This window comes from Pseudomonas sp. AC136, assembly GCF_979258585.1.
The window spans coordinates 3625062-3646014 of the sequence record NZ_OZ409865.1 but is presented as its reverse complement, the minus strand read 5'-3'; the positions used below and the strand labels follow the sequence as shown (position 1 = coordinate 3646014).

The following is a 20953-nucleotide window of genomic DNA, read 5'->3' as shown; positions in this document are numbered from 1 at the left end:
GCAGGCCAGAGCGTTTGAGTTTATTTAAGCGATCCATCTTTTCAAGCCCGCGGCGCTCGACAATGGTCGTAAATCACGCTAGCGCAAAACGCAAAATGCCCGGCAAAAGCCGGGCATTTTTTCTGCGGGTGTTGCCTGTAAAAAGCTTACAGGTTGTAGCCACGCTCGTTGTGTTGCGCCAAGTCGAGACCCACCGTCTCTTCTTCTTCGCTAACACGCAGACCCATCACCAGGTCCAGCACTTTCAGGATCACAAACGTGACGACCGCGGTGTAGATCACGGTGAAGCCGACGCCTTTGATCTGAGTGATCACTTGCGCGCCGATGTCTTCAACGGTGCCGAAGCCACCCAGTGCAGGTGCTGCGAATACGCCGGTGAGAATTGCGCCGACGATGCCGCCGATACCGTGAACACCAAAGGCATCCAAGGAATCGTCGTAGCCCAGTTTGCGTTTCAGGGTAGTGGCGCAGAAGAAGCAGATCACGCCAGCAGCCAGACCGATTACCAGAGCGCCCATTGGGCCTACGGTACCAGCGGCCGGAGTAATGCCCACCAGACCGGCGACCACACCCGAAGCGATGCCCAGAGCACTTGGCTTACCGTGGGTAATCCACTCGGCGAACATCCAGCCCAGCGCCGCAGCAGCGGTGGCGATCTGGGTAACCAGCATGGCCATGCCGGCGGTGCCGTTGGCAGCAACAGCGGAGCCGGCGTTAAAGCCGAACCAGCCGATCCACAGCATCGCAGCACCTACCAGGGTGTAGCCCAGGTTGTGCGGTGCCATTGGCGTGGTTGGGTAGCCTTTGCGCTTGCCCATCACGATGCAGGCAACCAGACCGGCGATACCGGCGTTGATGTGCACCACGGTGCCGCCAGCGAAGTCCAGTACGCCCCAGTCCCACATCAGACCGCCGTTACCGCTCCACACCATGTGGGCGATTGGCGCGTAAACCAGCGTGAACCACACACCCATGAAGATCAGCATGGCGGAGAACTTCATGCGTTCTGCGAAAGCGCCGACGATCAGAGCAGGAGTAATGATGGCGAAGGTCATTTGGAAGGTGATGAACACAGCTTCCGGGACCGCGTAGGTCAGGCTGGCTGGCGTGACGCCGGCCAGGAAGGCTTTGGACAGCCCGCCTACAAACGAATTGAAGTTAACAACGCCCTGTTCCATGCCAGTGACATCGAACGTCATGCTGTAGCCGTAAACGACCCACAGAATGCTGATCAGGCCGGTGATGGCGAAGCACTGCATCATCACCGAAAGGATGTTCTTGGAGCGAACCATGCCGCCGTAGAACAGCGCGAGGCCCGGGATGGTCATAAACAGCACCAAGGCGGTAGCGGTCAGCATCCACGCCGTGTCGCCGGTATTCAACACAACCTCGTCCGCCATGGCCAAGCCTGGGGTAACGAGGGACAAAAGGGCTCCTAGCCCTGCGAGCTTACGCAGAGTCATATTGTTTTCTCCTGGGGCGTTGGGTTCGGCGGCTTTTTAGATTGCGTCGGTGCCGGTTTCGCCGGTACGGATGCGGATGGCCTGTTCCAGATTGACCACGAAGATCTTGCCGTCACCGATCTTGCCGGTGTTGGCCGCCTTGGTGATGGCTTCGATAACGCGGTCCAGCTGATCATCAGCAATGGCCACGTCGATCTTCACTTTGGGCAAGAAATCGACCACGTATTCGGCGCCGCGATACAACTCGGTATGGCCTTTCTGACGACCGAAGCCTTTGACTTCAGTGACAGTAATGCCCTGCACGCCGATCTCCGATAGCGACTCGCGCACATCGTCCAGCTTGAACGGTTTGATGATGGCAGTTACTAACTTCATGAAACTCTCTCCCGTATTGGTGGACTTGCCCCAGGAAAAACGAACCCGGTTCAAGTCTAAGCGCAGTGTCTGGCTTTGTAACGCATCGAACGTCCTCAGGGAGGGCTCTCGACACAACCAATCGCTCCTGACGAAACGACTCCCCCGCTTCGCCTTACGCAGCCGAACTGCATCGGTGCATGCGTCATAGCCCACTAAGCAGAAAGCTTGCCAGCTCAGGGAAAAGCTTGGAATTCAGCGAGTTATGGGGTCAAAGCTGCGCCGTGACCAAAGCGCCCGGGCGAGTCACGCTCAACAACGGTGCAAGCCTCACTTCGGCTACGCGCCAAAACCGTGCAAAACCCCTCGGCCTGGCGTCCTAATGCTGCGTGTTACACTGCCGGCCGACCAATTTGGAACCTTCTTATGCTGCCGCCTAAAGCCCTACTTGACGCCCTAAGCACCCACGCCTCGCGCTTGTTCAATGGCGAACCCCCCTTGCCGCGCAGCGAGTTCGAAAGCCAATTTAAAGTGCTGCTGCAAAGTGGCTTCAGCAAGCTCGACTTGGTTAGCCGCGAAGAGTTTGACAGTCAGATGGCCGTGCTTGCCCGCACCCGTGCGCGCCTTGAAGCGCTTGAGGCGAAGGTCGCTGAGTTGGAAGAAAAATTAACGCCGCCCAGCGAGTAATCCACTCGGACTGAGCGGCATGTGATCAAGGAGTGATCCATGTCTTTGGCTATCGTCCATAGCCGCGCCCAAGTCGGCGTCCAAGCACCCTCTGTAATCGTCGAAGCGCACTTGGCCAATGGCCTGCCCTCGCTGACCCTGGTGGGCTTGCCTGAAACCGCCGTCAAAGAAAGCAAGGACCGCGTGCGTAGCGCGATTCTGAATTGCGCCTTCGAATTTCCCCAACGTCGTATCACCTTAAACCTCGCTCCAGCCGATTTACCTAAAGACGGCGGCCGCTTCGATTTGGCCATCGCGCTTGGAATACTCGCCGCCAGCGGCCAGGTTCCATTGGCCGCGCTGGAACATATCGAATGCCTCGGGGAGCTGGCGCTCTCAGGCGCCTTACGCCCAGTACAGGGCGTATTGCCGGCAGCGCTTGCGGTGCGTGCCGCGGGGCGCACCTTGGTAGTGCCGCGCTGCAACGCCGAAGAAGCCAGTTTGGCGTCAGGCCTGACGGTGCTGGCTGCCGATCACCTGCTGGAGCTGGCCGCCCACTTCAATGGGCTCGCCCCCATCGCGCCTTATCAGGCAAAGGGACTATTGCGCCAATGCGCGCCCTACCCGGATCTTTGCGAAGTGCAAGGCCAGATCGCCGCAAAACGGGCGCTGCTGGTGGCTGCTGCGGGGTCTCACAATCTGCTGCTAAGCGGTCCACCGGGCACTGGCAAGACGCTACTCGCCAGCAGACTCCCAGGGCTGCTACCCCCGCTGAATGAGCAGGAAGCGCTCGAAGTGGCGGCGATTCAATCGGTCGCCAGCCACACGCCGATGAGCGCCTGGCCGCAACGGCCGTTTCGCCATCCCCACCACACAGCGTCGGGGCCGGCATTGGTCGGCGGAGGCAGTCGCCCCCAGCCCGGCGAAATCACTCTGGCGCACCATGGCGTACTGTTTCTGGATGAGCTTCCTGAATTTGATCGACGCGTACTCGAAGTGCTGCGCGAGCCTCTAGAAAGCGGCCATATCGTCATCGCCCGAGCCAAAGACAAAGTGCACTTCCCGGCGCGCTTTCAATTGGTAGCCGCCATGAATCCCTGCCCGTGCGGCTACCTTGGCGACCCAAGCGGGCGGTGCCGGTGCAGTACGGAGCAACTACAACGCTACCGAGGAAAACTGTCCGGCCCACTGCTGGATCGTATCGACCTGCATGTCACGGTGGCTCGTGAAACCACGGTGTTGCACGCCACGACCTCGTCCAATACTTCAACCGCCACGGCGGCCGCTCAGGTGGCGCGCGCCAGAACCCTCCAGACAGAGCGGCAAGGTATTGCCAACGCGTTCCTCGACCTGCCTGGCTTGCGCGAACATTGTGGGTTGCTGCAAAGCGATCAGGCCTGGCTCGAAACTGCATGCGAGCGCCTCGGCTTGTCGTTGCGCGCGGCTCATCGGATTTTAAAAGTGGCTCGCACGCTGGCTGACCTGCAAAACGCTTCAGCCATCGCCCGTGAACACCTCGCTGAAGCCCTGCAATACAGGGGCGCTCCTCAGGAGTAACCGAACTTCGAGGATTTATCCCTGCCGCACTTCAGCCGCAGCCGGTCGCACGCCCAGCAATAGTGTATGGATATACAGCATCCGAACGCCCACAGTGAGGCTCAAGGTCCGTCGCGTGCAATCCCGCACCCCGGCTGGCCAATGCCTCTAGAGCAGGAGTCTGCCCATGACTATTCAACAAGTAATGCTTCCTCAATTCACCGAGCGGCAGCTTAAGATCTCTGCGGATTACGTGGCGCCCGGTAAGCGCGAGAGCATCTATGCGCTACCCAAGCAAATACCCTGGATTCAACTTAAAGGTCTCTGGTTGCAGCAGGCAGGTTTCGAGGCGAACAGCATGATCCGCGTGCGCATCATTCAAGGTTGTCTGGTAATAACCGCCGCATAAAAAAATCCCCGGACAATGCCGGGGATTTTTCATGCGTTGCGTTACTGGAATCGCCCGACCTCTGCGCGCAATCCGGCGGCCAACTGATCCAGCTCTCTGGCAGTTTCAGCGAGGTTGGTGATCACTTCGTGCTGCTCGCTGTTGGCCAATGCAATGCTTTGCAGATTGCTGCTCAGCATGGTGGCGGTGCTGCTCTGCTCGCTGGTAGCCGTGGTGATGGCGGCGAACTGCTCACCGGCTGCTTGGCTTTGCTCGGCAATCTGCGTAAGTGCTTGAGCGACTTTGGCGTTGCGCTGCAAGCCGTCGAGCATCTGCACTTTGCCTTGCTCCATGGTGGCGATAGCGCTGCTGGTTTCGCCCTGAATGCTTTGGATCATGGCGGAGATTTCGTTGGTCGCGTCACGGGTGCGACCCGCTAGGCTGCGCACTTCATCCGCGACCACAGCAAAGCCGCGGCCCTGCTCGCCAGCCCGCGCCGCTTCGATCGCGGCGTTGAGTGCGAGCAGGTTGGTTTGGTCGGCAATGGAAGTAATCACACTGACAATGCCGCCAATTTCCTGCGAGCGCTGACCGAGGGTGTTGATGACGTCGGCGGTGCCATTCAGGGAACTGGAAATCTGCTCCAGCGCGCTAGACGCTTCCTCCATGGAAGTGCGGCCAATGCGCGTTTGCTGCGAGTTTTCGTTAGCCAGGCGTTCGGTGTGACGCATGTTGTCGGCGATGTTGAGCGAGGTGGCGCTGAACTCTTCGACCGCGCCGGCCATGCTGCTGATTTCGCCGGACTGTTGCTCGATGCCTTCATAAGCGCCGGACGACAACCCAGCCAACGCTTGCGCCCGGCTGCTGACGTTTTCAGCTGCGCCGCGAATACGCGCGACCATGGTCGACAGGGCTTCGCCCATCTGGTTGAAGTTACGAGCGAGTTCGCCAATTTCATCGTGACTGGTGATATTCAGGCGCACGCTGAGGTCACCGTTGCCGAGGGCTTGCGCCTGCTCAACCAAGTCGCCCAAAGGACGCAGCTTGCGGCGCAGCAACCAGATCACAGCGCCAACGGCCAACAGCAACGTAATCAGGCTGCCGATAGCCAGTTGGCTGCCGACGTGCCAGGTCACCGCTTCGATTTCGGCCTTGGGCATGCTGGCCAATACCGTCCACGGCCCGCCAGTAAAAGGCATGGCAACGCTATAGAACGACTGCTCACCGTCGTCCCAAAACTCGCCTTCGCCAGGCTTGGTTGCCAGCGACGCAATCGTCTCGATGGCTTTCTCGGGCTGTTGAGCACCCGCTGGCGGCACCAGCCAATGTTTCTGCTCATCCAGCAACGCCAACGACCCGGTAGCGCCAATGCGGAAACGCTTGAGGTTTTCGAACTGGGCGTTTTGCGCAGCGGTGTAATCGAAGCCTACGAACAACACAGCAATCACGCGGCCCGACGGATCAGCCACCGGCGTGTACTGCGTCATGTAGAAGCGGTCGAACAACAGGGCGCGGCCCACATAGTTTTGCCCGCCGAGCAAACGTTGGTATGCGGGGTGTGCGTGATCGAGCGCGGTGCCGATTGCGCGGCTACCGTCCTGCTTGGTCAGGGAAGTGGTGACCCGAATGAACTCGTCGCCGTCGCGCACAAATACGGTCGCCACGCCGGCGGTGAGGTTGCGGAACTCGTCCACCTCGTTGAATTCGTTGTTCAGGCGCACATCGCCCAGATAAAGCGCAGGCGTCTGCAGCGCACCGACAGCTACACGCTCATCGGCGTGCACGTTCAGCCCCTCACGAAAACGCTGCTCGAACAGCCCGGCCAAACGCTGGGTACTTTCTCGAAGGCTGTCATGGAAGGTGCTTAATTGGTCGGCCAGCAAACGCGCTTCGCTGCCAAGGTGTTCTTCGCGGGTTGCCAGCGTCGCGTTACTCAATGAGCGCAGGGCAAACAAGGTGCTCAGACCAATCAACAACACCAGAATCACGGCCAAAGCAGACGCGAGCTGCCAGGCAATGCGAGAGCGGGGCTGGGACATGTACATCTCCGTGGGGTAATACGGCTGTGGAACCGCTTCCTTATAAAAGCAGAAAAAAGGCCGCCCGCTTGTGGAAGGCAGCCTGCTTACATAGGTGTTCGGCGGGGCGCGAAGAATACTTGAGTGAAATCGTGCGTCAAATAAAAAGCGGCATTTAGCCAGCACTCCGTCGCATATTTACCGAACAAAGATTACAGAAGATGTACGACGTCAGGTAACTGCATGACGTGCACCTCATTTAATAGGTAATCGCGCAGTCGTTGATAGCGCGCCTGGCCGCGCCGGGCCTTAGGCCACACCAGGAAATAACTGTCGCCGCTGGCCACTGCGCTGGGCCATGGCAACGCTAGCCGGCCATGGGCGACGTCTTCAGCCACCATCACCAGATCGCCAATCGAAACGCCGTAGCCCCGCGCCGCGGCGACCATGCCCAGCTCCAATGTGTCGAATACCTGCCCGCCCTTGAGCGGAATCTGCTCGGCCAACCCCATCGCTTCCAGCCAACGCCGCCAGTCGCGACGGTCGGGAGTGGGATGAAGCAGTTGCGCCTGCTGCAATCGCGGCACATCCCAAGGCGCCTGGCCCACCGCTTCCGGTGCGCAAACAGGAATAAGCCACTCAGCAAATAGCGGCACGCTTTCCCAATCCTCGGGAAATTCGCCCTTACCCAGCAATACCGCGCAATCGAAGGGCTCTTGCTGAAAATCCACCCGATCGACATCCATCCAAGCGCTGGTCAGCTGCACTTCCAAGCCGTCGCCGAGTAGGCGAAAACGCGACAACCGCGCCAGTAACCATCGCATCGTCAACGTTGAAGGAGCCTTGAGTCGCAGCGTGGTTTCGTCGGTGCGCAACGTGGCGCATGCCCGCTCAAGCGCAGCGAAACCGTCGCGTATACCAGGCAGTAACAGGCGAGCCGCTTCCGTGAGCTGTAACGTCCGCCCGGCACGCTGAAAAAGACGGCAGCCAAAATGTTCTTCCAGCGTACGGATGTGCCGGCTCACGGCGCTTTGAGTGATGGCCAATTCTTGCGCCGCTTGTGTGAACGAGCTGTAACGGGCGGCCGCCTCAAAGGCGCGCAAAGCATACAAACCGGGAAGACGCTGAGTCATCGCGCAACTCCTTATCGACAAGACATGAGTTTAAGTCATGCCTGGCATCGTTTTTATCCTTTTGTGGCGTCCCGTTTTCTCTCGCAAGATAGCGGCTCTTCATAACGCCAGCGTAAAGCGGGCGCCTTTTTCAGTTTGAGTCAGACTCATCATGCCCAATGCCACCCAAGCCGAATTAAAAGCCATCCTGCGATTGGCGGGCCCCTTGATCGCCGCGCAATTGGCGCACGTGATGATGGTGTTTACCGACACTGTGATGATGGGCCTGCTCGGCCCGGCGGAACTGGCGGGCGGCGGGCTTGGCGCGGCGAGCTATTCGTTCGTTTCAATCTTCTGCGTGGGCGTTATTGCCGCCGTGGGCAATCTGGTCGCGATTCGCCACGGCAGCAACGATGCACGCGGCGTGGTGCACATCAGCCAGAACGGCTTGTGGCTCGGCTGGGCCATGGCAGTAGCGGCGGGTGTGCTGCTGTGGAACCTGGGGCCGATTCTGTTGATGTTTGGTCAGTCGCCCGAGAGCGTGCACGGCGCCGAGCAGTTTCTTTCGACATTGGCGTTCGCACTGCCCGGTTACATGACCTTTATGGCGCTGCGCGGATTTACCAGCGCCTTGGGCCGAGCAGGTCCGGTGATGGCGATCAGCATTGGCGGCGCGGTGGCAAATCTGGGCCTGAATTACGCGCTGATTCACGGCCTGTTTGGCCTGCCGCATTTGGGTCTGGCGGGAATCGGGTTGGTAACTGCCATCGTCAGCACCGTTATGGCGCTGCTGCTGGCGCTGCATGTGATGCGCCATCGGGCTTATCGGTTGTATCCGGTGTTTGTCGGACTGCTGCGCCCGGATCGGGCGGCGATGAAAGAGCTGCTGCGCCTGGGCCTGCCGATTGGCGGTACCTACGCGGTGGAGTCCGGACTGTTTGCCTTCGCCGCGCTGTGCATGGGCGCACTGGGCAGTACGCAACTGGCGGCGCACCAAATTGCGCTGCAGTCGGTGTACGTGGCGTTTATGGTGCCGGTGGGCATTTCCTACGCGGTGACCTTCCGTATTGGGCAACACTTCGGCGCGGGGCGGCTGGCCGATGCACGTCGCGCCGGCCGCCTGGGCATCGCCATTGGCGGTTGCTGCATGCTCGGTTTCGCGCTGCTGTTCTGGCTGGCGCCCTACGCGGTAGTTGATCTGTTTCTGGATGCCCGCGATCCCGAATTCGCCAGCATCGTCGCCCTGGCGGTGAGTTTATTGGCCATCGCCGCCTGGTTCGAGTTGTTCGATGGCATTCAAACCATCGCCATGGGCGCGATACGCGGTTTGAAAGACGCCAAAACCACGTTCTTTGTTGGGCTGGTTTGTTATTGGGCTGTCGGTGCGCCAGCCGCCTGGTTGCTGGCATTTCACTTGGGCTGGGGCGCGCAAGGCGTGTGGTGGGGTTTAGCCGCCGGCTTGGCCTGCGCGGCGCTGGGTCTAACGCTGGGGTTTGAATGGAAAACCGCGCGGCTGCTGGCACTCAGCCCGACAGTGGCCCCGACAGCATCGCCTGACGATTGCCAAACACCAGAAAACGCGCCAGATCGGCCAGGGGCAGAGGCTTGCTGACCAAGTAACCCTGCACCTGATCGCAGCCAAACTGACGCAGCAGCGCCAGCTGCTCGGCGTTTTCCACGCCTTCGGCCACCACGGCCAGTTCCAGGTTATGCGCCAGGTTGATCATTGCCCGGACTAACTGACGATTCTCGGGGCGGTTATCCATGCCGCCGACAAAGCTCTTGTCGATCTTCAACATGGTGATCGGCAGGTTGTTCAGGTGCACGAACGATGAAAAACCGGTGCCGAAATCGTCGAGGGAAAAACGCACGCCGAGCTTGCCCAGCGCCTTCATGGTTTGTTGTACGTGATCACTGCGGCGCATCACGGCGGTTTCGGTCAATTCGAATTCCAGCCACTGCGCGTCAACGCCGCGCTCCTCGATCAGGCGCGCCAGGGTGCTCAGCAACTGACTGTCTTGGAACTGGCGAAACGACAGGTTCACCGCCATATGCAGCGCCGGCAAACCGCGCCCGCGCAGCCACTGCATATCGCGCAACGCGCGCGAAATAACCCAGTAACCCAGCGGCACAATCAGCCCGCTCTCTTCGGCCAATGGTACGAACTCGTTAGGCGCCAGCAACCCGCGCTCGGCGTGGCGCCAGCGCACCAGCGCTTCAAGGCCCAGAATATGCCCGGTTTTCAGGCACAGGCGCGGCTGGTAATGCAGCTCCAGTTCATCGCGGCGCAAGGCGCGGCGCAGTTCGCTTTCCAGGTCGGCAAGACTGCGGGCATTGCGATTGATGCGCTCGTCAAAAACGTGAAAGGTGCAGCCCTGCTGGCTCTTGGCCTGCTGCATGGCGATATGGGCATGCCACATCAGCGGATCGGCGCCGGCGTCGGCACGGGCGTGCGCCACACCTAGGCTGCAGCCGATCAGCAGGCTTTCGCCATCGACCCAGTAGGGCTCGGACAGTGCTTCGGTAATGCGTTCGGCCATGCGCTCGGCGCGCTTGGGATCGCGGCGGATATCCAGCAGCAGGGCAAATTCATCGCTGCCTAAACGGGCCAGATGATCATCTACGGAGAGTTGCGCTTTGAGCCGCGCCACTACCTGCAAAATCAGGCGGTCCCCGGCCTGGTGACCGAGCGCATCGTTGGCGTGGCGGAAGTTGTCGAGATCCAGATGCCCGAGCGCCAGCCCACGGCCTTTGAATTCAGCCAATTGCGCGGTGAGCAGGGTTTGAAAGCCTTGGCGGTTGGCGATGCCAGTGAGCGGATCCTGCTCGGCCAGGCGCTGAAGCGTGTCTTTAAGCACGCCGTGCTCGCGCACATAACGCAGGCAGCGGCGCAGGGTATCGGCGCTCAATGTCTCGCGAACCAGCCAATCGCTGATGCCAACCGGCGGCTCGGCCGGCTCGTGTTCTAGCAGTAGAACGGTGGGCAACGGGCAACTGCCGGGAGCAGGCTGAAGGCTAGGTGTGGTTAACAGAAGGCCGTGGGCGTGATCATCGAACAGGCCACTGGCGGCCGCCCAGGAAGGTGCGGTAATCAGCGCCGACGGGTTGCCCATCGCCGCCAAATGCTCGCGCAACAGCGCCGCCCATTCTGGCGTTTCGGCCAGCAGGACAATACGCAAGATTTCAACATGCGCGGACAAACGACTTCCCCCAAAACAATCCACATGGCGGTTCTACCGCCCTTTCGCGCCGTTATCGGCGTCTCTTGCGCACATCCTGTGCGATGTATTCCCCATCAGCCCCCGCTGATGAGGCACTAGCGTACTGCATTGTCTGAAATAACCAAGACCATCACGCGGCCAGTATGGCGTGCGTCACAGTATCCAGACGGTTAAGGCATTGTGCATCAGGCCTGCTAAAATGCGCGCCCACTTTCCTGCGATACAACGACATGTCCCGACTCAATCCCCGGCAGCAAGAAGCCGTGAACTACGTCGGCGGCCCACTATTGGTGCTCGCTGGCGCCGGTTCTGGCAAGACCAGCGTAATCACCCGCAAAATTGCGCACCTGGTTCAACAGTGCGGCATCCGCGCGCAACACATCGTGGCGATGACCTTTACCAACAAGGCCGCGCGCGAAATGAAAGAGCGCGTTGGCACCTTGCTCAAAGGCGTGGAAGGACGCGGCCTGACCGTTTGCACCTTCCACAACCTGGGCATGAACATCATCCGCAAGGAATATGCCCGCCTGGGCTACAAACCCGGCTTCTCGATTTTCGATGACGGCGACATCAAGGCGCTGCTCAGCGACATCATGCAAAAAGAGTACTCGGGCGACGACGGCATCGACGAGATCAAAGGCTACATCGGCTCGTGGAAAAACGACCTGATCTTGCCGCCCGAAGCGCTGGAAAACGCGCGCAACCCCAAAGAACAAACCGCGGCCATCGTCTACATGCACTACCAGCGCACGCTCAAGGCGTACAACGCGGTGGACTTCGACGACCTGATCTTGCTGCCGGTAAAACTGTTCCAGGACCACGCCGACATCCTCGAAAAATGGCAGAACAAGGTGCGCTACCTGCTGGTGGACGAATACCAGGACACTAACGCCAGCCAATACCTGCTGGTGAAAATGCTAGTGGGCATGCGCAATCAGTTCACCGTGGTGGGTGATGACGACCAGTCGATTTATGCCTGGCGCGGCGCACGACCGGAAAACCTCATGCTGCTGAAAGAGGACTTTCCCTCGCTCAAAGTCGTGATGCTTGAGCAGAACTACCGCTCCACCAGCCGCATCCTCAAATGCGCCAACACGCTGATCGCCAACAACCCGCACGCCTTCGAAAAACAGCTGTGGAGCGAGATGGGCCATGGCGATGAAATCCGCGTGATTCGTTGCAAAAACGAAGACGCCGAATGCGAACGCGTGGCCATGGAAATTCTCAGCCTGCACCTGCGCACCGACCGGCCGTACAGCGATTTCGCAATTTTGTATCGCGGCAACTACCAGGCAAAACTGATGGAGCTGAAACTTCAGCACCACCAGATTCCCTATCGTTTATCGGGCGGCACCAGTTTTTTCGCGCGGCAGGAAGTGAAGGATTTGATGGCCTACTTCCGGCTGTTGGTGAACCCCGATGACGACAACGCCTTCTTGCGTGTGATCAACGTGCCGCGTCGCGAAATCGGTTCCACCACCCTGGAAAAGCTCGGCAACTACGCCACTGAGCGCAAGATTTCCATGTACAACGCCGCCGACGAAATGGGCCTGGGCGAGCATCTGGACAGCCGTTACAGCGAACGCCTGCAACGGTTCAAACACTGGATGGACAAGATTCGCCAGCAGTGCGCCGAGAACGAGCCGATCGCCGTGTTGCGCAGCATGGTCATGGACATCGATTACGAAAACTGGCTGCGCCAGAACGCCTCCAGCGACAAAGTGGCCGAGGCGCGGATGGGCAACGTCTGGTTCCTAATCGATGCGCTGAAGAACACCCTTGAGCGCGACGAAGACGGCGACATGACCATTGAAGACGCCATCGGCAAGCTGGTGTTGCGCGACATGCTGGAACGTCAGCAAGAAGAGGAAGAAGGCGCCGAAGGCGTGCAAATGCTGACGTTGCACGCATCCAAAGGCCTGGAATTTCCGTACGTGTTCATCATTGGTATGGAAGAAGAAATTCTGCCCCACCGCTCCAGCATCGAAGCCGACACCATCGAGGAAGAACGCCGCCTGGCGTACGTGGGCATCACCCGCGCGCGGCAGACGTTGGCGTTCACCTTCGCGGCCAAACGCAAACAATACGGCGAGATCATCGACTGCTCGCCAAGTCGTTTCCTCGACGAATTGCCGCCCGAAGATTTGTCGTGGGAAGGCTTGGAAGACACGCCCGTGGAAGTCAAAGCGGTACGCGGCAACGCGGCTCTGGCTGACATCCGCGCCATGATGAAAAAATAATCGGGCGCTGCCGAGCGCCCCTGCCTTTACTAACCTGCACTGTTAACACGAGAGCCTTGAGATGGAAGCGCTGAAAACGAAGATTATTGAAGAAGGCGTGGTGCTGTCCGACCAAGTGCTCAAGGTCGACGCCTTTCTCAACCACCAGATCGACCCACGCCTGATGCAGCAAATCGGCCAGGCGTTTGCGGACCTGTTCAAAAATCAGGGCATCACCAAAATCGTCACCATCGAAGCGTCGGGCATCGCGCCCTCGATCATGGCCGGTCTGGAACTGGGGGTGCCGGTGATTTTCGCGCGCAAATACCAGTCGCTGACCCTGACCGACAACCTGCTGGTTTCCAAGGTGTTCTCGTTCACCAAGCAGACTGAAAGCACCATCGCCGTGTCGGCCAAGCACTTGCTGCCTACCGACCGCGTGTTGCTGATCGACGACTTTCTCGCCAACGGCCGCGCCGCACACGGTTTGATCGACCTGATCAAGCAGTCTGGCGCGACCATTGTCGGCATTGGCGTAGTCATCGAAAAATCCTTCCAGAAAGGCCGCGAAGAACTCGACTCGCAGGGTTACTGGATCGAGTCGCTCGCGCGGATCAAATCGCTGGAAGGCGGCAAGGTCGAGTTTCTCGAATAACCATTGCCGCTCAAACGGGGCACCGCGTTAAGGCGCGGTGGCCTGCAACCCCGCCAGCACCAGCTTCTGATAAAGCTGTTCCTTAATTCCTTCCGGCTGCGCCAATTGCAACCGTTCCAAGTGCGCGTCAAACGCCCCTGGCTCCGGCTGATCAAACAAGGCCGCCTTGCCTAACTCCAACACTTCGCTGAGCTTGAGCTTGCTCTTCAGCCAGCGCAGCGCGCGCAGCAAATCCTGCTCTTCCTCCGTGAAGTCGCAGCCCAACGGATATTCCGCGAACAGGTTCTTGTGCTGCTCATAACAAGCCTGCAAACGCTCCGGCGTGTTATCGCGAAACGCCTCGTCCAGCACAAAATCATCCGCTAACTTGCCCGCCGCCTGCGCCTGCTCGATCAGCTCATTCTGAAAACGCGAGTCGGCAATTTGCAGCAGCGCAGCAATCACCTGACTGTCGTTTTTCCCGCGCAGATCCGCGATGCCGTATTCGGTAATAACAATGTCGCGCAGGTGCCGGGGAATGGTGGTGTGGCCATATTCCCAGCGAATGTTGGAGGTCACCTCGCCATCGGCCTCGCGCCAACTGCGCAGCATCAGAATGGCGCGCGCGTCGTCCAGCTCATGGGCTTGGGCAAAGAAGTCGTATTGCCCGCCAACGCCACTGATGACGCGGCCATCTTCCAACTGATCGGCCGCACTGGCGCCCAGCAAGGTCACGCAAAAGGCGCTGTTGATGAAGCGCGCCTGGGTGCGCTGCAAGCGTTTCAGATCTTCCTGGCCGTATAGCCGGTTGATATAGCTGATGCCGGTCATGCCGATACGCGAGCGGCGCTCGTCGTTGAGCTGCTGCAAGCGCCGATAAAACGCTCGTGGCCCGAGGAAGAAACCGCCGTGAATGCACACGCCAGCGGGGGTCGGTTTCAGGTATTCCTGCAACGCATTCACGCACGCCGGATCGGTTAGATCGGCAGACACGGTACGGCCATCGGGCAAGCGCACCCGTTGCTCTTCGACGCGTACGCCTGCTTCGAGCATGTCCTGCTCTTGCAACCAGGAGACCAGCGGCTGATCGAGAACAATGGCCGGCTCGGCCTTTGGCCACACGGCGAGGTTGAGATGACCGTGCTCATCCACAACTCCCGCGTTCGCCAATTGCTGCAAGCGCTCATCAGCAAATACCGGACGCCGCACGATGCCTGCATCGAACAGCGCCACCAGGCCCGGCACCAACATTTCACTGCACCCATACAGGCCCTTGGCAAAAGGCTGCAGCCCACCGAAGCGCTCCACCAACTCACCCCAACGACCAATATCAAGGGCCTGCAACGCCGCCTGGTAACTGCCATTGTTGCCCTGGCGATTAAGCAAGGCGGCGGTCACTGCGTCGCCCATCGAGCCAATGCCAATCTGCAAGGTGCCGCCATCGCGCACCAGGCTGCTGGCGTACAGGCCGATGGCGTGATCGGCGACGCCCACCGGCATATTCGGCGTGGAGAACAAGGTGCTGGGCTCGCCAGCTTCGACCAGCACATCGAAGTCATCCAGCGGCCGCTCGGCATCGCCCGGCATATACGGCAGATCAGCATGAATCTGACCCACGCAGACAATCGTCTCGCCGGCCTGCTTGCGCGCGTGCAGCATCGGTAATAAATCGAGGGTGATATCGGTGTTGCAGCTCAGGCTGACGTGGTCCGGGCGGGCAACATCTGCGGCCACCAACTGCGCGACGACGTTGATGCCCTTGCGATTGAGGTCTCGCGCCACCTGGCTGTAATTGAGGCTGACGTATGCCTGCTGCGCTTTTGTGTTTTGCAGCTGGCTGCCCGGCTGCAGATAAAACTCCTGCAACTGAACATTGGCCGGCAGCTCGCCGCGGCGCTGGTCTTTCAGATAATCGAGCTCTGGATAATTGCCAAACACCCGCTCCAGAAACGGCGCCATCAAGCGCTGCTCAAGATCACTGCTGGCGTGGGGACGGCCAAGAGACAGCGCGGTGTAAATGGTCAGCGAGCGATGGGGCATCGCCTTGATGCGCTGATACAAAGCGTTGACTAGCCGATTCGGCTTACCCAAGCCCAGTGGCAGACCGAGATGAATCGGCCCCTCGATGCGCTGCAAAATATGTTCGACGGCGTAGTCCAGAGAGCTAAGAGCCACAGGTCAATCTCCATAAGTTGGCTTGTGGAGTGTGACTGCAAAATCGCTGGGATGACGCCCGTTTCGTTTAAACAAAAAAGCATCGCGGCTAAAGCCGCTCCCACAGACCTCGAAATTCTGTGGGAGCGGCTTTAGCCGCGATGCTTTTCGCCGCAATAAAAAAACCGCCCCGAGGGCGGTTTTTTGAATGCCAAACCTTTACTTCAGGCCGGACATTTTCTGGATGGTGGCTTTCAGCTCATCATCGCTGCAATCAGCACAGGTGCCTTTGGGCGGCATGCTGTTGATACCGGTGATGGCTTTTGCCAGCAGGCCGTCGAGGCCGCCTTGGTGGTCGGCGCGCTCTTTCCAGGCGGCGTTATCACCGATTTTTGGAGCACCCAGTACGCCAGCGGTGTGGCATGCGCCACAGTGGGCGGCGATGATGTCGTCCGGCGTTTTTGCGCCGCCGCCAGCAGAAGCCGCAACGGCTTCAACGCCTTTGCATTCTTCGCCCTGGATGCAGACTTCACCTACTGGCTTCAGTCGCGCAGCGATGTCGTCATTGGTCGTCGCAGCCTGAGCGCTGACCGCCCAGAGGGCCAACACAGCGACATGCGCCGCCAGCATTTTCTTAATTAGGTTCACGCGTACACCCTCTATCGTGGCTAGTCACGCTCGCGGCCACGGTTGCGCGAGCGGGCGTCAGTATACCGATAAGGTCGGCGTGTCGAAACACGCCATCCTGTCGCAGTTTCTTAGAAATTGGCCGGCGTGGTCGCCGAAATAAGCCGCGCCGGTTCTTCAAACGGATTACGGAAGCGATGCGGCTTGCTGCTTTCAAAGTAGTAGCTGTCGCCGCTTTCGAGGATATAAATCTCGCCGCTCACCGTCAGTTCCAGACGGCCGTCCACCAACAGACCCGACTCCTCACCTTCATGGGTGAGCATCTCGTCGCCGGTATCAGAGCCTGGCGGATAGGTTTCGTCGAGAAAGGCGATGGCCCTGCTGGGGTGCGCCTTGCCGACCAATTTCATGGTGACCGCGCCACTGGACAAATCGACCAGTTCGCTCGCTTTGTAAACAACCTGGGTGTGGTTGTCCTGTTCCACTTCGAGGGAGAAAAACTCGACCAACGACATGGGTATGCCCGCCAACACCTTTTTCAGCGAACTGATCGAGGGGCTCACGCTGTTCTTCTCGATCATGGAAATGGTGCTGTTGGTGACGCCCGCACGTTTGGCGAGTTCACGCTGAGACAGGCCTTTAAGCTTGCGAATAGATTGCAGTCGAACGCCGACGTCCAATGATAGAGCCCCCTTGGGAAAATTCCGATTTGAGGGCGCATCATCGCAACAGCGTTCAGTATTTACAACACTTGCAGGGCAATCCTGTTCAGGCCTGGCGCTAGGCCCCGGAATAGACGAGTGGCGCGCGGCGCACATTACAGAAAAGCTGGTAGGGAATAGTGCCAGACGCAGCGGCAACATCGCTGGCAAGCACTTGTTTTCCCCACAGTTCCACCCGGCTTCCTACACCGGCCTCGGGCATGTTTGTGAGATCGACGGTCAACATATCCATGGAAACCCGACCGATCAGCCGGCTCAGTTTCCCGTCGATGGACACCGGCGTGCCGCTCGGCGCATGGCGCGGATAGCCATCGGCGTACCCCATGGCCACAACGCCGACCCGCGTCGGTTGTTCGGTGACATACCGGGCGCCGTAGCCAATCGGCTCGCCGGCCGGTAACTCGCGCACGCTGATTATTTTCGACTCCAGCGTCATCACCGGCTGCAAGCGCGCGGCGTGATCGTGCGGAGTTTCGAACGGGCTGGCGCCATACAGCATCAGCCCGGAGCGAACCCAGTCAGTCTTTTGCAGCGTGGGAAAACGTGACGACCAGCCAAGAATCGCCGGCGAATTAAACAGGCTGACATCGGCCTGTAGCCCTTCGCGGGCTTGGGCGAAAGCGGCCATTTGCTCCTCGCTGCGCGGATTTTCCAGCTCATCGGCGCGAGAGAAGTGCGTCATCAGCACGATTTTTTCCGCCTTGCCGCTCGCTTGCAGGCGGCGGTAAGCGTCTTGGTACTGCTCGGGAAAGAAGCCAACGCGGTGCATGCCTGAGTCAAGCTTCAGCCAAATCTGCAACGGTTTGCGCAGCGTCGTACGTTCGAGCGCTTCCAACTGCCACGGCGCGTGTATCACACACCAAAGATCATGCTCGACGATCAACGCCAACTCGTCGGCCTCGAAAAACCCTTCAAGCAACAAAATCGGCGCGCGAATGCCCGCAGCGCGCAGGCTCAGCGCCTCTTCAATGGCTGCCACGGCAAAACCATCGGCCTCACTTTGCAACGCCTGCGCGCACTGCACGGCGCCGTGCCCGTAAGCGTCTGCCTTGATCACAGCCAGGGCGCGGGCCCCGGTCAGTTCACGGGCCAGGCGGTAGTTGTGACGCAGAGCAGCGAGGTCAATCAGGGCGCGAGCGGGACGCATGGCAGTGAGTCTTCTAAAGGTCGAGGGCTAGAAACGGTGTTACGGCAGCGCCGCGATAACGGTCATTTCCACCAAGGCTTCGTCGGTGTACAGCTTGGCTTCAACGCACGCCCGAGCCGGCGCAGTGCCCGGCGTTACCCAGGCGTCCCACACGGCATTGAGGCCGGCATAACCGCTGGCCATGTCTTTGAGGTAGATGGTCACCGACAGAATGCGGCTCTTGTCAGTGCCCGCCTCGGCGAGCAGGCGGTCGATGTTGGCGAGCGTTTCGCGGGTCTGTTGCGCAGCATCGCCTGCATAGCTGTCAGCCAGTTGGCCGGCCAGGTAGACCGTGCCGTTGTGGATGACGATTTCGCTGTAGCGGGTTTCAGTGTGCAGGCGCTGGATGGGCATGTTTGTGGCTCTCTTTGGAATGGCCGTAACGGGAGATATCCAGACCTTCGGCGCTGATTTGCGGGCGTTTCTTCGCCATCAAGTCAGCCAACAGACGACCAGAGCCACAGGCCATGGTCCAACCGAGGGTGCCGTGGCCGGTGTTCAGGAACAGATTTTTGTACGAGGTGCCGCCCACGATCGGCGTGCCGTCCGGCGTAGTCGGGCGCAGGCCGGTCCAGAACTCGGCCTGGGCCAGGTTGCCGCCTTGCGGATAAAGATCGTTGACGATCATTTCCAGGGTTTCGCGCCGACGCGGGTTCAGGCTCAAGTCAAAGCCGGCGATTTCCGCCATGCCACCCACGCGGATGCGGTTGTCGAAACGGGTGATGGCGACCTTGTAGGTTTCATCGAGAATGGTCGAGGTCGGTGCCATGTCGCCATTGGTGATCGGCACGGTCAGCGAGTAACCCTTGAGCGGGTAAACCGGGGCTTTGATGCCCAGCGGCTTGAGCAATTGCGGCGAGTAGCTGCCCAGCGCCAACACGTAGCGATCAGCCGTTTCCAGCTTGCCGTTGACCCACACGCCGTTGATGCGGTCGCCAGCGTGGTCGAGGCCTTCGATGTTCTGACCGAACCGGAACTCCACGCCCAGCTGCACGCACATCTCTGCGAGGCGGGTGGTGAACATCTGGCAGTCGCCGGTCTGGTCGTTCGGCAGGCGCAGGGCGCCGGCGAGAATATTGGTCACACCAGCCAGCGCCGGTTCAACGCGGGCAATGCCGTCGCGGTCCAGCAGTTCATACGGCACGCCGGACTGCTCCAGCACGGCGATGTCTTTGGCGGCGTTATCGAGCTGTGCCTGGGTGCGGAACAATTGGGTGGTGCCCAGGCTGCGGCCTTCATAGGCGATGCCGGTTTCGGCGCGCAGTTCGTCGAGGCAATCGCGGCTGTACTCCGACAACCGCACCATGCGCTCTTTGTTCACGGCATAACGGCTGGCGGTGCAGTTGCGCAGCATCTGCAACATCCACAGGTATTGGTCGATATCGGCAGTAGCCTTGATCGCCAGCGGCGCGTGGCGTTGCAGCAGCCATTTGATGGCTTTCAAGGGAACGCCCGGTGCGGCCCAGGGCGAGGCGTAGCCTGGCGAAACCTGGCCGGCGTTGGCGAAGCTGGTTTCCATGGCCGGGGCGGCCTGGCGATCAAGCACAACCACTTCGAAGCCAGCACGGGCCAGATAGTAGGCGCTGGTCGTACCAATCACACCGCTGCCCAACACCAGAACTCGCATGGTTTGCTCCCTTGCCGCGATTTCTCGCTGACGTTTGATATCTTGATCGAAATTCCGCGCAGTATATTGAGCCGCTGCCAGTGCATTTCACTGTATTGCTGGCTATATTCGACGAGAATTCTTGGCAAAACCCGTTAATGCAGAGGCGGATTCCCCATGCGCACCCAGCACCAGAGCCGTCGTGAACTGGACAAGATCGACCGTAATATTTTACGAATCCTGCAGGAAGACGGTCGTCTGTCCTTCACCGAGCTGGGCGAGCGCGTGGGGCTTTCCACCACACCATGCACCGAGCGGGTTCGGCGCCTGGAGCGTGAAGGCATCATCATGGGCTACAACGCCCGGCTGAATCCGCAACACCTCAAGGCCAGCTTGTTGGTATTCGTTGAGATTAGTTTGGACTACAAATCTGGCGATACTTTCGAGGAGTTCCGACGGGCCGTGCTGAAGCTGCCGCACGTTCTGGAATGCCACCTGGTGTCGGGGCACTTCGACTACCTGGTGAAAGCGCGCATTTCCGAGATGGCGTCGTACCGCAAGCTGCTCGGCGACATCCTTCTGAAGCTGCCCCACGTGCGCGAATCGAAGAGCTACATCGTCATGGAAGAGGTGAAGGAAAGCCTGACCTTGCCGGTGCCGGACTGAGCCTTAAACCAACACCTGGCGCGTGCTGACAATCAACTGATGCACGCCCTTCTCCACGCGCTCATCAATCCATTGCTCCGGGCGGCGACCGTTCGGGCATGGCAGGCGCGGCGTGGTGCCAAATAGCCGACAAATCAGCGGCCGTTCTTCATACACCTCGCACCCTTGCGGTCCGAGGTGCACACAGTTGAACTCAGCCAGCGCCGCGTCATGCTCGGCATCCGACTTCACCGGCAAGCGCGACATTTCTTCCGACGATGCGGTCACCGGCCCACAGCAGTCGTGGCAGCCTGGCACACAGGCAAAACTGGGGATGCGTTGGCGCAGGTGATCAATCTTGCGGTTGTTGCAACTCATCGGGGCAATCCTTGAATGAGCCGG

The 20953-nt window shown here is 59.7% G+C and carries 19 protein-coding genes and 1 pseudogene; 7 read left to right on the top strand and 13 right to left on the bottom strand.

The genetic code is table 11. From position 1 onward, the window contains the following. Window positions 1-146: 146 nt before the first annotated feature. Window positions 147-1463 (bottom strand): ammonium transporter, encoded by a 1317-nt coding sequence (locus ACZZZU_RS16145; protein WP_122497528.1) that lies wholly within the window; start codon window positions 1461-1463, stop codon window positions 147-149. Window positions 1464-1499: 36 nt separating this feature from the next. Further along, the gene (gene glnK / locus ACZZZU_RS16140) at window positions 1500-1838 is read right to left on the bottom strand and encodes a P-II family nitrogen regulator (RefSeq protein WP_003457590.1); all 339 of its coding nucleotides are present in this window, start codon (window positions 1836-1838) and stop codon (window positions 1500-1502) included. Window positions 1839-2243: 405 nt separating this feature from the next. Here glnK and ACZZZU_RS16135 point away from each other — a divergent pair, with 405 nt between their 5' ends. The 3 genes from ACZZZU_RS16135 to ACZZZU_RS16125 all read left to right on the top strand — a co-directional run bounded on the left by ACZZZU_RS16135 (window position 2244) and on the right by ACZZZU_RS16125 (window position 4428). Continuing rightward, the gene (locus ACZZZU_RS16135; protein ID WP_463551181.1) at window positions 2244-2504 is read left to right on the top strand and encodes an accessory factor UbiK family protein; all 261 of its coding nucleotides are present in this window, start codon (window positions 2244-2246) and stop codon (window positions 2502-2504) included. A gap of 39 nt (window positions 2505-2543) precedes the next feature. Then, window positions 2544-4040: a YifB family Mg chelatase-like AAA ATPase gene (locus ACZZZU_RS16130; protein ID WP_463551180.1), complete on the top strand. Its 1497-nt coding sequence runs from the start codon at window positions 2544-2546 to the stop codon at window positions 4038-4040. 166 nt (window positions 4041-4206) lie between these two features. Continuing rightward, on the top strand, window positions 4207-4428 hold the full coding sequence (locus ACZZZU_RS16125) for a SymE family type I addiction module toxin (RefSeq protein WP_122497534.1): 222 nt from the start codon (window positions 4207-4209) through the stop codon (window positions 4426-4428). Window positions 4429-4469: 41 nt separating this feature from the next. Here ACZZZU_RS16125 and ACZZZU_RS16120 read toward each other — a convergent pair whose 3' ends face one another. The 3 genes and pseudogenes from ACZZZU_RS16120 to ACZZZU_RS16110 all read right to left on the bottom strand — a co-directional run bounded on the left by ACZZZU_RS16120 (window position 4470) and on the right by ACZZZU_RS16110 (window position 7558). Continuing rightward, window positions 4470-5192 (bottom strand): methyl-accepting chemotaxis protein, encoded by a 723-nt coding sequence (locus ACZZZU_RS16120; RefSeq protein ID WP_463384782.1) that lies wholly within the window; start codon window positions 5190-5192, stop codon window positions 4470-4472. Window positions 5193-5324: 132 nt separating this feature from the next. Continuing rightward, a pseudogene (locus ACZZZU_RS16115) lies at window positions 5325-6446 on the bottom strand (Cache 3/Cache 2 fusion domain-containing protein); the annotation flags it as partial. A gap of 191 nt (window positions 6447-6637) precedes the next feature. Next, window positions 6638-7558, bottom strand: coding sequence for a LysR substrate-binding domain-containing protein (locus ACZZZU_RS16110; RefSeq protein WP_463551179.1), 921 nt, complete (start codon window positions 7556-7558; stop codon window positions 6638-6640). Window positions 7559-7709: 151 nt separating this feature from the next. Here ACZZZU_RS16110 and ACZZZU_RS16105 point away from each other — a divergent pair, with 151 nt between their 5' ends. Further along, a complete protein-coding gene (locus ACZZZU_RS16105; protein ID WP_463551178.1) occupies window positions 7710-9149 on the top strand; it encodes a NorM family multidrug efflux MATE transporter in 1440 nt (479 codons plus the stop codon). Here the strand turns inward: ACZZZU_RS16105 and ACZZZU_RS16100 are convergent. After that, window positions 9061-10737 (bottom strand): putative bifunctional diguanylate cyclase/phosphodiesterase, encoded by a 1677-nt coding sequence (locus ACZZZU_RS16100; RefSeq protein WP_463551177.1) that lies wholly within the window; start codon window positions 10735-10737, stop codon window positions 9061-9063. The genes ACZZZU_RS16105 and ACZZZU_RS16100 overlap by 89 nt on opposite strands. Window positions 10738-10988: 251 nt before the next feature. On the opposite strand from ACZZZU_RS16100, the gene rep reads away from it, so the two are divergent. Together rep and ACZZZU_RS16090 are read left to right on the top strand one after the other, a co-directional pair. Continuing rightward, entirely contained in the window at window positions 10989-12998 is a 2010-nt protein-coding gene (gene rep, locus ACZZZU_RS16095; protein ID WP_122449627.1) for a DNA helicase Rep, read from the top strand. Between the two features lie 61 nt (window positions 12999-13059). After that, window positions 13060-13632 carry a xanthine phosphoribosyltransferase gene (locus tag ACZZZU_RS16090; RefSeq protein ID WP_463540820.1) on the top strand — a complete coding sequence of 191 codons (573 nt, stop codon included), beginning with the start codon at window positions 13060-13062 and terminating at the stop codon, window positions 13630-13632. Between the two features lie 27 nt (window positions 13633-13659). Here the strand turns inward: ACZZZU_RS16090 and ACZZZU_RS16085 are convergent, their stop codons facing one another. From ACZZZU_RS16085 to dadA, 6 genes are all read right to left on the bottom strand, one after another. Continuing rightward, window positions 13660-15786 (bottom strand): acetyl-CoA hydrolase/transferase C-terminal domain-containing protein, encoded by a 2127-nt coding sequence (locus ACZZZU_RS16085; RefSeq protein ID WP_463551176.1) that lies wholly within the window; start codon window positions 15784-15786, stop codon window positions 13660-13662. Between the two features lie 198 nt (window positions 15787-15984). After that, complete coding sequence (locus tag ACZZZU_RS16080) at window positions 15985-16413, bottom strand: c-type cytochrome (protein WP_122497548.1); 429 nt, start codon at window positions 16411-16413, stop codon at window positions 15985-15987. Window positions 16414-16523: 110 nt separating this feature from the next. Then, window positions 16524-17072 (bottom strand): cupin domain-containing protein, encoded by a 549-nt coding sequence (locus ACZZZU_RS16075; protein WP_122497550.1) that lies wholly within the window; start codon window positions 17070-17072, stop codon window positions 16524-16526. 100 nt (window positions 17073-17172) lie between these two features. After that, window positions 17173-18261: an alanine racemase gene (alr, locus tag ACZZZU_RS16070; protein ID WP_463551175.1), complete on the bottom strand. Its 1089-nt coding sequence runs from the start codon at window positions 18259-18261 to the stop codon at window positions 17173-17175. A 39-nt stretch (window positions 18262-18300) separates the two neighbouring features. After that, complete coding sequence (locus ACZZZU_RS16065; protein ID WP_122497554.1) at window positions 18301-18654, bottom strand: RidA family protein; 354 nt, start codon at window positions 18652-18654, stop codon at window positions 18301-18303. Continuing rightward, window positions 18629-19927 carry a D-amino acid dehydrogenase gene (gene dadA, locus ACZZZU_RS16060; RefSeq protein ID WP_463551174.1) on the bottom strand — a complete coding sequence of 433 codons (1299 nt, stop codon included), beginning with the start codon at window positions 19925-19927 and terminating at the stop codon, window positions 18629-18631. Before dadA ends, ACZZZU_RS16065 begins: the two co-directional genes overlap by 26 nt. A gap of 156 nt (window positions 19928-20083) precedes the next feature. Between dadA and dadR the strand changes: the two genes are divergently transcribed. Continuing rightward, window positions 20084-20572: a transcriptional regulator DadR gene (dadR, locus tag ACZZZU_RS16055; protein ID WP_108098017.1), complete on the top strand. Its 489-nt coding sequence runs from the start codon at window positions 20084-20086 to the stop codon at window positions 20570-20572. 3 nt (window positions 20573-20575) lie between these two features. Here dadR and ACZZZU_RS16050 read toward each other — a convergent pair whose 3' ends face one another. After that, window positions 20576-20929: a YkgJ family cysteine cluster protein gene (locus tag ACZZZU_RS16050; protein WP_463551173.1), complete on the bottom strand. Its 354-nt coding sequence runs from the start codon at window positions 20927-20929 to the stop codon at window positions 20576-20578. Between the last annotated feature and the right edge of the window lie 24 nt (window positions 20930-20953).